The 9674-nt window shown below is 59.9% G+C and carries 8 protein-coding genes; 4 read left to right on the top strand and 4 right to left on the bottom strand.

Annotated elements, in window-relative coordinates; translation table 11 throughout:
- Positions 1-113 precede the first annotated feature (113 nt).
- The 4 genes from QMX84_RS24840 to QMX84_RS24825 form a co-directional block, all read right to left on the bottom strand.
- The gene (locus tag QMX84_RS24840; RefSeq protein ID WP_048370869.1) at positions 114-509 is read right to left on the bottom strand and encodes a DUF1090 domain-containing protein; all 396 of its coding nucleotides are present in this window, start codon (positions 507-509) and stop codon (positions 114-116) included.
- A gap of 87 nt (positions 510-596) precedes the next feature.
- Positions 597-2234: an NAD-dependent DNA ligase LigB gene (gene ligB / locus QMX84_RS24835; protein ID WP_282365027.1), complete on the bottom strand. Its 1638-nt coding sequence runs from the start codon at positions 2232-2234 to the stop codon at positions 597-599.
- 234 nt (positions 2235-2468) lie between these two features.
- On the bottom strand, positions 2469-3659 hold the full coding sequence (gene metK, locus QMX84_RS24830; RefSeq protein WP_262125228.1) for a methionine adenosyltransferase: 1191 nt from the start codon (positions 3657-3659) through the stop codon (positions 2469-2471).
- 19 nt (positions 3660-3678) lie between these two features.
- Positions 3679-4674 carry a metalloregulator ArsR/SmtB family transcription factor gene (locus QMX84_RS24825; RefSeq protein WP_048370865.1) on the bottom strand — a complete coding sequence of 332 codons (996 nt, stop codon included), beginning with the start codon at positions 4672-4674 and terminating at the stop codon, positions 3679-3681.
- Positions 4675-4935: 261 nt separating this feature from the next.
- Between QMX84_RS24825 and tkt the strand changes: the two genes are divergently transcribed.
- The 4 genes from tkt (at position 4936) to QMX84_RS24805 (ending at position 9552) form a co-directional block, all read left to right on the top strand.
- Complete coding sequence (gene tkt / locus QMX84_RS24820) at positions 4936-6933, top strand: transketolase (RefSeq protein ID WP_262125229.1); 1998 nt, start codon at positions 4936-4938, stop codon at positions 6931-6933.
- Between the two features lie 122 nt (positions 6934-7055).
- The gene (epd, locus tag QMX84_RS24815) at positions 7056-8111 is read left to right on the top strand and encodes an erythrose-4-phosphate dehydrogenase (RefSeq protein WP_282365026.1); all 1056 of its coding nucleotides are present in this window, start codon (positions 7056-7058) and stop codon (positions 8109-8111) included.
- A gap of 26 nt (positions 8112-8137) precedes the next feature.
- On the top strand, positions 8138-9301 hold the full coding sequence (locus QMX84_RS24810; protein WP_262125230.1) for a phosphoglycerate kinase: 1164 nt from the start codon (positions 8138-8140) through the stop codon (positions 9299-9301).
- A 32-nt stretch (positions 9302-9333) separates the two neighbouring features.
- The gene (locus QMX84_RS24805) at positions 9334-9552 is read left to right on the top strand and encodes a hypothetical protein (RefSeq protein ID WP_048370857.1); all 219 of its coding nucleotides are present in this window, start codon (positions 9334-9336) and stop codon (positions 9550-9552) included.
- Positions 9553-9674 lie beyond the last annotated feature (122 nt).

Raw genomic sequence — 9674 nt, 5'->3', positions numbered from 1 at the left:
TTCAGGAATCATTGAGTGGGCACAATCCCCTGTAGGAGCGAGCTTGCCTCGCGATCTTTTGATTGTTTAAAAGATCGCGAGGCAAGCTCGCTCCTGCAGGGTAGATCAGCGACTTACTTGTCCAGCTGATCCAGCGCTTCTTGCAGCTCTTTGCGTGACTCGGCGAGCTTGGTTTTGCGCTTGTCGATTTTTTCCGGGTCGCCTTTTTTCATGGCTTTGTCCAGGTCGGCCTGGCGCTTGCTAACTTCGTGCTTGGCGTCGAGCACCTTGTTTTCGCGCTCTTTGCGCAGGCCTGCGTCGGTGCAGTTCGCCGTCACTTCGCTCAGGGCTTTTTCCAGGCCGGCCGCTTGGTTGCTGTTGCCGTGGGCGCGTGCTTGTTCAAGTTGCAGGGTGATGGCTTGTTTTTTAGCGGCGCAACCGGTGAGCTCTGGAGCAGGGTCGGCAGCCATCACAGGGGCGGCCAGCAGGCCGCAGACAGTCAAGAGAACAAGCGGTGAAAAACGTTTCATAAAAAGCTCCGTGACAAAAATAATGACAATAAACACAATTCAAAACCCGGACGCAGCATACGCCTCGCGTAACGCTGTGGGCAGTTTCTAGTCGAAACCGGCAATCCCGGCAGCCCGTAACTGTTCACTTAAAGCCTGTACGTTCGGCGCACGCAAAAATTCAGTCAATTGCGCAGCACGCTGGGCACCAATCCCGGTATACGCCTGCCAGGCCTGTTCATCGCGCGCGACCAGCGCTTGCCATGACTGCCCCAACGGCGCATCCCCGGTGGGCGGCAAACCCAACGCTTTGACCCACCGTTCAAACGGTTGTTGCCGCGCCGCGTGCACACTGGCGAGCAAACGTTCGCTGCTGCGCTCGCCGAAGCCGCCAATGTTAGCAAGCCGGGCGGCGTCCAGGGTCAACCAATCGAGCAGGTTATTGACCTGACCGGCTTGAATTAGCGAATTCCAGGTGCCGGGCCCGACAAACGGCATAGCCAAACCCTTCTTGCTGCTGAGCCAATTGAGCCGCGCCAAAAACTGACGTTCACAGCCCGGTGTTGCCGACCAGCAGCTCAAGGCATGGAAGTTATTGGGCTGGGGCGCCACGACTTCAACCCGCTCACTGGCGCGCAAGGCCACGCTGTCGAGCCGGGGAATGGTCATGCCCGCCAGGCTGATGGCCACGTGGTCGCCGGGGCGAATATCCAGGTGTTGCCAGCGTTGCAGCGAGCCCACGCTGATGCGTTTGATCGTGCGGTCATCAAGGCGCACCGGGGTCAGCTCCAGCATGGGCGTGATACGCCCGGTGCGGCCAATGTTGAACGTGACCTTGCGCACTTCGCTCAGCGCCTGGGCGTGCGGGTATTTCCACGCGGCGGCCCAGTTCGGCGGTTTGGCTTGCCAGCGCGCGGCGGCCGGGCGCTGGCCCTGGCGCAACACTACGCCATCGCTGGCGAACGGCAGTGGAGTGTTAAACCAATGCTCGCGCCAGTGCCGGGCGTGGTCCAGATGCTCGATGGGCTGACTGTAGGTTTGGCTGTCGGTAAAGCCCAGTTCGGCCAAACGGGCCAGCCGCTCGCTGTGGGCGTGCGGGCCTTGGGGCCAATCCCACACGAACAGGCCAATGCCCTGGCCTTGTTCAGGGCTCAGCGCATGGCGGGCCATCAACCCGGCCGCGGTGCTGCGCGCGTTGACGCTGCCCGCCCTGGCCTGAACATGGCCGGGCACCCGCCAATAGAGTTCACCTTGCAATAACATGTCCACAGGCTGTGGCAAGTGTTGTGGGATGGCGCTGATCACCTGTGCAGCCGCCGTCCAGTTCTGCCCGGTAAGCCCGTCGCCGCGGCTGATGACGTGTTGTAGTTGCCCTTGGTGGTAGATCAGGGTGACGGCCACGCCATCCACTTTAGGTTGCACCCACACGTCCTGACGGCCCTTGATCCAGCGCTCAACGGCGCGTTCATCTGGCAGCTTGGCCAGCCCGGTTTGTGCCACGGGATGAGCCACCGGGCCGCTTGCCGTTTGCAACGGGTTATCCACAGCTGCGCAGAGTTGCAGGCGGCTGCGCAGTTGGTCGTATACCGCATCGCTGACCAGAGAAACCCCCAAGCGGTGGTAACTGTCGTCCCACACCTTGAGTTGCTGGCGCAGGGCTTGCTCGTCGGCGCAGGGGTTGGCGAGGGTGTTGAAACTGAGAAGCGCGAGCAAAAGCCCACTGAAAACGCGGAGTATGGCCAGCATCATGAGCGTCCTTGCCCGGAGTGAATGCTTAAGGCTAGTGGAGGATGGCCGTGGCGCTTGGGCAGAAGATTGCCGGGTGTTTCTGTGGGAGCGGGCTTGCTCGCGATTCAGGCAGCGCGGTGTGTCAGACAAACTGCGTCGATGCCATCGCGAGCAAGCCCGCTCCCACAGGGGCAGATGTTGTGAGGCACAAAAAAGCCCCGGACAGTGACCTGTCCGGGGCTTCTGGCTTACTTACAAACCAGCTGCGGTGCGCAGTTCTTCAGCGCGGTCGGTACGCTCCCACGTGAACGTGGTGAAGGTATCGTTGCCAACAGTTTTGGTCTGCGGCGTGCGGCCGAAGTGACCGTAAGCGGCTGTTTCCTGATACATCGGGTGCAGCAGGTCGAGCATGGTGGTGATTGCGTATGGACGCAGGTCGAACACTTCACGTACCAGCTTGATGATCTTGTCGTCAGAAATCTTGCCAGTGCCGAAGGTGTTCAACGAAATCGAAGTCGGTTGAGCGACGCCGATTGCGTAGGAAACCTGGATCTCGCAACGCTCAGCCAGGCCGGCAGCCACGATGTTCTTGGCCACGTAACGACCGGCGTAAGCCGCCGAACGGTCAACCTTGGACGGGTCTTTACCCGAGAACGCGCCGCCGCCGTGACGGGCCATGCCGCCGTAGGTGTCAACGATGATCTTGCGGCCGGTCAAGCCGCAGTCGCCCACCGGGCCACCGATGATGAACTGGCCAGTCGGGTTGATGTGGAACTGGGTGTCTTTGTGCAGCAGTTCAGCCGGCAGCACGTGCTTGACGATCAGCTCCATCACGCCTTCGCGCAGGTCGCTGTACGACACTTCCGGGTTGTGCTGGGTCGACAGCACGATGGCGTCAACGGCAACAACCTTGCCGTTTTCGTAACGGCAGGTGACCTGGGACTTGGCGTCCGGGCGCAACCACGGCAGCAGGCCGGATTTACGGGCTTCAGCCTGGCGCTGAACCAGTTGGTGCGAGAAGGTGATCGGTGCTGGCATCAGCACGTCGGTTTCGTTGCTGGCATAGCCGAACATCAGGCCCTGGTCACCGGCGCCCTGATCTTCAGGCTTGGCGCGGTCAACACCCTGGTTGATGTCAGGGGACTGCTTGCCGATGATGTTCATGACACCACAGGTCGCGCCGTCGAAACCGACGTCGGAGCTGGTGTAGCCAATGTCGGTGATCACGTCACGAACGATCTGTTCCAGGTCAACCCAGGCCGAAGTGGTGACTTCGCCTGCAATGATTGCCACGCCGGTTTTCACCAGAGTTTCGCAGGCCACACGGGCGTGCTTGTCTTCAGCAATGATGGCGTCCAGCACCGCATCAGAAATCTGGTCGGCGATTTTGTCCGGATGCCCTTCAGACACGGACTCGGAGGTGAAAAGGGAGTATTCGCTCATCTCGACGGTTTCCTAATATTTACCGATGGTGAGTGTCGCCAGCCGGCCGCTGAAAGTGGCGGACCTGAATCTGGAAACCATTACGTAAGCCTACATAGAGGCTTTCCCCGGGAACGAGTCCCGCAGCGGTGGCCCAATGGGCCAGATCATCTTGTTCAAAACCTAGCCACAGATCGCCGCAAGCCTCGCGGGCCCACGCCTGATTATGGCTACACAACTCTGTTACCAGCAGGCTACCGCCAGGTTTCAACAAGGTGGCCAGTTGCCTGAGTGCATCGGCCGGTGCCGCGAAATGGTGCAAGACCATGTTCACCACCACGCAATCGGCCTGCAGGTGCGCATCGTGCAGCGCGTCGGCCAGGAGCAGGCTGACGTTGTTCAGTGACTCGCGTTCACACAGCTGGCGGGCCAGCTCAAGCATTACCGAGCTGTTGTCCAGTGCCGTGACGTGCTGGAAGCGTTGGGCCAGGTCGGGCAAGAAACTGCCGTCTCCGGGGCCGACTTCAAGGGCCGTGGCGGCTGGGCTGAAGCTCTGTTTGTCGAGCAGCGTCAACACGCTGTCCCGATACTGTGGCACGCCAGCGATCAAGTCCTGTTGAGCTCGAAATTTCTCGGCGATACGCGAGAAAAAGTCCTGGCTGGCCGCTGCTCGTTGTCCATGTACGGCACTGATGCGCGCTTGCACGTCGGCGGGCAGGGTCAGGTTGTCGACCTCTTCCAGCAATGCAGCATGCAACTTGCCGCCCAGCAGTTCGGTGTGGGGCAGGGCACGACGATAAAAAATGGCATTGCCTTCGCGACGCGTGGCCACCAGTTGTGCCTGGGACAACACCTTGAGGTGGTGGCTCATGCCTGACTGGCCGGTGGCAAATATGTGCGTCAGTTCCAGCACTCCAAATGAATCGTTGGCCAACGCGCGCAGCACATTGAGTCGCAGCGGGTCACCTCCGGCCTTGCACAGGGCGGAGAGCTCGTCGCAATCGTCATGGCGGATAGAAGGCACGCGTAAGTTCATGGGGGCGCAGTCTAGTTACCCGCCTCACACCTCGCAAGTTCAATATCAAAACTTTTTGATATTGATCGATAACCGGTTCGTTGGTCGGATGTCCTGCACTCAATAACGAAATGAAATGTCCGATCTTCAACAGGTTGAACGGTTAAGCGCATGAAAAACGCTTCAAGCGACTATCTGTCATTGCCCCGAAGGCGGTGGGTGAGGGAAAATGCTCACCTTTTTTCCGTTTCGATTTAACTTTCAATACCCAGGAGAACAGCGATGCCCAGCCGTCGTGAGCGTGCCAACGCCATTCGTGCACTCAGCATGGATGCCGTGCAAAAAGCCAACAGCGGCCATCCAGGTGCCCCTATGGGTATGGCGGATATCGCCGAAGTACTGTGGCGCGATTATCTGAAGCACAACCCGAGCAATCCTTCGTTCGCTGACCGTGACCGCTTCGTGCTGTCCAACGGCCACGGTTCGATGCTGATCTACTCGTTGTTGCACCTGACCGGCTATGACCTGTCGATCGACGACCTGAAAAACTTCCGCCAACTGCACAGCCGCACCCCGGGCCACCCGGAGTTCGGTTACACGCCGGGCGTTGAAACCACCACTGGCCCGTTGGGCCAGGGCCTGGCCAATGCCGTGGGCTTTGCCCTGGCTGAAAAAGTCATGGGCGCGCAGTTCAACCGTCCTGGCCACAACGTTGTCGACCACCACACCTACGTGTTCCTGGGTGATGGCTGCATGATGGAAGGCATTTCCCACGAAGTTGGCTCGTTGGCCGGCACCTTGGGCCTGAACAAGCTGATCGCGTTCTACGACGACAACGGCATCTCGATTGATGGCGAAGTTGAAGGCTGGTTCACCGACGACACGCCAAAGCGTTTCGAAGCCTACAACTGGCAAGTGATCCGCAACGTTGACGGTCACGATCCGGAAGAAATCAAAACCGCCATCGACACCGCGCGTAAAAGCGACAAGCCAACGCTGATCTGCTGCAAAACCACCATCGGTTTTGGCTCGCCGAACAAGCAAGGCAAAGAAGATTGCCACGGTGCTCCACTGGGCAACGACGAAATCGCCCTGACCCGCACTGCGCTGAACTGGAACCACGGCCCGTTTGAAATCCCGGCCGATATCTACGCCGAATGGGATGCCAAGCAAGCCGGTGCTGCCGTTGAGTCCGAGTGGGACAAGCGCTTCGCCGCCTACGCTGCCGAGTTCCCGGAGCTGGCCAGCGAACTGACCCGTCGCCTGAGCGGCAAGCTGCCTGCAGACTTCGATGCCAAGGCCAGCGCCTACATCGCTGAAGTCGCGGCCAAAGGCGAAACCATCGCCAGCCGTAAAGCCAGCCAAAACACCCTGAACGCCTTTGGCCCGCTGCTGCCTGAACTGCTGGGCGGCTCGGCTGACCTGGCCGGTTCCAACCTGACCCTCTGGAAAGGTTGCAAAGGTGTGAGCGCTGAAGACGCCAGCGGCAACTACGTGTACTACGGCGTACGTGAGTTCGGCATGAGCGCCATCATGAACGGCGTTACCCTGCACGGCGGCCTGGTGCCTTACGGCGCGACCTTCCTGATGTTCATGGAATACGCCCGCAACGCCATCCGCATGTCGGCTCTGATGAAGCAGCGTGTGATCTATGTGTTCACCCACGACTCCATCGGTCTGGGCGAAGACGGCCCGACGCACCAGCCGGTTGAGCAATTGACCAGCCTGCGTACCACGCCGAACCTGGACACCTGGCGCCCATGCGATGCGGTGGAATCCGCAGCGGCCTGGAAATTCGCCCTGGAGCGCAACGACGGCCCGTCCGCGTTGATCTTCTCGCGTCAGAACCTCAACCACCAAACCCGTGATGCTGGCCAGATCGCCAACATCAACCGCGGTGGTTACGTGCTCAAGGACTGCGCAGGCGAGCCTGAGCTGATCCTGATCTCGGCCGGTTCCGAAGTCGGCCTGGCCGTTCAGGCGTACGAGAAACTGACCGAACAAGGCCGCAAGGTCCGTGTGGTGTCGATCCCGTGCACCAGCGTGTACGAAGCTCAAGATGCAGGCTACAAGCAGTCGGTTCTGCCGCTGCAAGTGAGCGCGCGTATTGCCATCGAAGCGTCCCACGCAGACTACTGGTACAAGTACGTGGGCCTGGAAGGCCGCGTGATCGGCATGACCACCTACGGCGAGTCGGCGCCTGCGCCTGCCTTGTTCGAAGAGTTCGGCTTCACCGTGGAAAACATCCTGGGTCAGGCTGAAGAGCTGCTGGAAGACTAAGCAATCCCCCCGTAGGAGCTGCCGAGGTACGAAGGCTGCGATCTTTTAAAAAATCAAAAGATCGCAGCCTGCGGCAGCTCCTACGGGGGATCGTTGTGTTTACACCCTGATAAGAGAACCCCATGCCTCAACTGCGTCCTTACAAAGTTGCACTCAACGGCTACGGCCGGATTGGTCGTTGCGTCTTGCGTGCGTTGTTTGAGCGAGGGGCGGCTGCCGGGTTTGAAATTGTTGCACTGAATGATTTGGCCGATATGGCCAGCCTCGAATATTTGACGCGCTTCGACTCCACCCATGGCCGGTTCCCCGGCGACATACGGATCGAAGGCGACTGCCTGCATATCAACGGCGACTGTGTGAAAGTGTTCCGCAGTGCCACCCCCGAAGGTATCGACTGGGCCGCGCTGGGTGTTGATCTGGTGCTGGAATGCTCCGGCGTCTATCACTCCCGTGGCGATGGCCAGCGTTTTCTCGATGCCGGGGCACCCCGTGTGCTGTTCTCGCAGCCAATGGCCAGCGAAGCCGATGTTGACGCGACCATCGTGTATGGCGTCAACCAGCACACCCTGACCGGCGACGAGCGCCTGGTGTCCAACGCCTCGTGCACCACCAACTGCGGCGTGCCGCTGTTGCGCCTGCTCGACGAAGCGTTCGGCCTTGAGTACGTATCGATTACTACGATCCACTCGGCCATGAACGACCAGCCGGTGATTGATGCCTACCACCATGAAGACCTGCGTCGTACACGCTCGGCGTTTCAGTCGGTGATTCCGGTGTCCACCGGCCTTGCCAAAGGCATTGAGCGTTTATTGCCGGAACTTGCCGGCCGGATTCAAGCCAAAGCCGTACGTGTGCCGACCCTGAATGTGTCATGTCTGGACATTACCTTGGTCACGGCGCGTGACACCGACGCCACCGAAGTGAACCGTGTACTGCGCGAGGCGGCGACCAGCGGCCCGCTCAAAGGCCTGTTGGCGTACACCGAGTTGCCGCACGCCAGTTGCGATTTTAACCACGACCCGCATTCGGCCATCGTCGATGCCAGCCAGACCCGCGTTTCCGGCCCACGGCTGGTGAACCTGCTGGCCTGGTTCGACAACGAATGGGGTTTTGCCAATCGAATGATCGATGTGGCCGAGCACTATTTGCACATCACTCACCCTAAACCCGCTCTCTAACATTAGAAACTCAGGAACTGCGACCCATGACCGTGTTGAAGATGACCGACCTCGATCTCCAAGGTAAGCGCGTACTGATCCGCGAAGACCTCAACGTCCCGGTGAAGGACGGTGTTGTCGCCAGCGATGCGCGCATCCTTGCTTCGCTGCCGACCATCAAGCTGGCCCTGGAAAAAGGCGCAGCGGTTATGGTCTGCTCGCACCTGGGGCGTCCGACTGAAGGCGAGTTCTCGGCCGAGAACAGCCTCAAGCCAGTCGCGGACTACCTGAGCAAAGCCCTGGGCCGCGAAGTGCCGCTGGTCAGCGACTACCTGAACGGCGTCGACGTTAAAGCGGGCGACATCGTGTTGTTCGAAAACGTGCGCTTCAACAAGGGCGAAAAGAAAAACGCTGACGAGCTGGCCAAGCAATACGCCGCCCTGTGCGACGTGTTCGTGATGGACGCTTTCGGTACTGCGCACCGCGCTGAAGGCTCGACCCACGGCGTTGCCAAGTTCGCCAAGGTTGCCGCTGCGGGCCCATTGCTGGCCGCTGAGCTGGACGCACTGGGCAAAGCCCTGGGCGCTCCGGCCAAGCCAATGGCGGCCATTGTTGCCGGCTCCAAAGTGTCGACCAAACTCGAAGTGCTTAACAGCCTGAGCCAGATCTGCGACCTGCTGATCGTTGGCGGCGGCATTGCCAACACCTTCCTGGCGGCTGCCGGTCACCCGGTGGGCAAATCGCTGTACGAACCCGACCTGCTGGACACTGCTCGCGCCATCGCGGCCAAGGTCAACGTGCCGCTGCCAACCGACGTCGTGGTTGCCAAGCAATTCGCAGAAACCGCTGAAGCGACCGTCAAACTGATCGGCGACGTGGCCGCTGACGACATGATCCTGGACATTGGTCCGCAAACTGCAGCGCACTTCGCTGACCTGCTGAAATCGTCCAAGACCATTCTGTGGAACGGTCCGGTAGGCGTTTTTGAATTTGACCAGTTCGGCAACGGCACCAAAGTGCTGGCCCAGGCCATTGCCGACAGCCAGGCCTTCTCGATTGCTGGCGGTGGCGACACCCTGGCGGCCATCGACAAATACGGCATTGCTGATCAAATTTCGTACATCTCGACAGGCGGCGGTGCCTTCCTGGAGTTCGTTGAAGGCAAGGTACTGCCTGCTGTTGAAATTCTGGAAAGCCGCGCCAAAGCCTGACTATGACTCAGGCCCTGAAAGGAAGCATGGACATGGTCAAGTTGTTACCGCTGTTGATAGTTGCGGGCTTTTTGGCCGGTTGCGCCGGTTCGGCCCCGCCGCCGGCAGAGGCCGCCACTCCCGAAGAGAGTGGTTGCTACCAGGCCGACTGGCAGGCGCAGAGCGTGCCGCTGGTCAATAAACGCTCAGGGCCTGAAGCGCTGGAAAAATACGAGACCCCGCAAGCCTCAAAAGGGCGCGGGTGCCCTTGAGGCTAATACTGTAGGAGCGAGCTTGCCTCGCGATCTTATGAATTTTTAAGAGATCGCGAGGCAAGCTCGCTCCTACATGGGGCCGCCCAGCCAGGGCTGGAGGTGGAAAGTTTCAGCCGCAT

Source organism: Pseudomonas sp. PS01297 (assembly GCF_029959305.1).
In the GTDB taxonomy this organism is placed as follows: domain Bacteria; phylum Pseudomonadota; class Gammaproteobacteria; order Pseudomonadales; family Pseudomonadaceae; genus Aquipseudomonas; species Aquipseudomonas helleri.
Note: the sequence above shows the minus strand (reverse complement) of the source record. Positions and strands in the feature narration are given on the sequence as shown.

What these genes read in the sequence shown, in the direction of transcription:
- metK (WP_262125228.1), bottom strand. Translation starts at nt 3,659, where the DNA reads ATGAGCGAATACTCCCTTTTCACCTCCGAGTCCGTGTCTGAAGGGCAT.
- QMX84_RS24825 (WP_048370865.1), bottom strand. Translation starts at nt 4,674, where the DNA reads ATGAACTTACGCGTGCCTTCTATCCGCCATGACGATTGCGACGAGCTC.
- QMX84_RS24840 (WP_048370869.1), bottom strand. Translation starts at nt 509, where the DNA reads ATGAAACGTTTTTCACCGCTTGTTCTCTTGACTGTCTGCGGCCTGCTG.
- epd (WP_282365026.1), top strand. Translation starts at nt 7,056, where the DNA reads ATGCCTCAACTGCGTCCTTACAAAGTTGCACTCAACGGCTACGGCCGG.
- QMX84_RS24805 (WP_048370857.1), top strand. Translation starts at nt 9,334, where the DNA reads ATGGTCAAGTTGTTACCGCTGTTGATAGTTGCGGGCTTTTTGGCCGGT.
- tkt (WP_262125229.1), top strand. Translation starts at nt 4,936, where the DNA reads ATGCCCAGCCGTCGTGAGCGTGCCAACGCCATTCGTGCACTCAGCATG.
- ligB (WP_282365027.1), bottom strand. Translation starts at nt 2,234, where the DNA reads ATGCTGGCCATACTCCGCGTTTTCAGTGGGCTTTTGCTCGCGCTTCTC.
- QMX84_RS24810 (WP_262125230.1), top strand. Translation starts at nt 8,138, where the DNA reads ATGACCGTGTTGAAGATGACCGACCTCGATCTCCAAGGTAAGCGCGTA.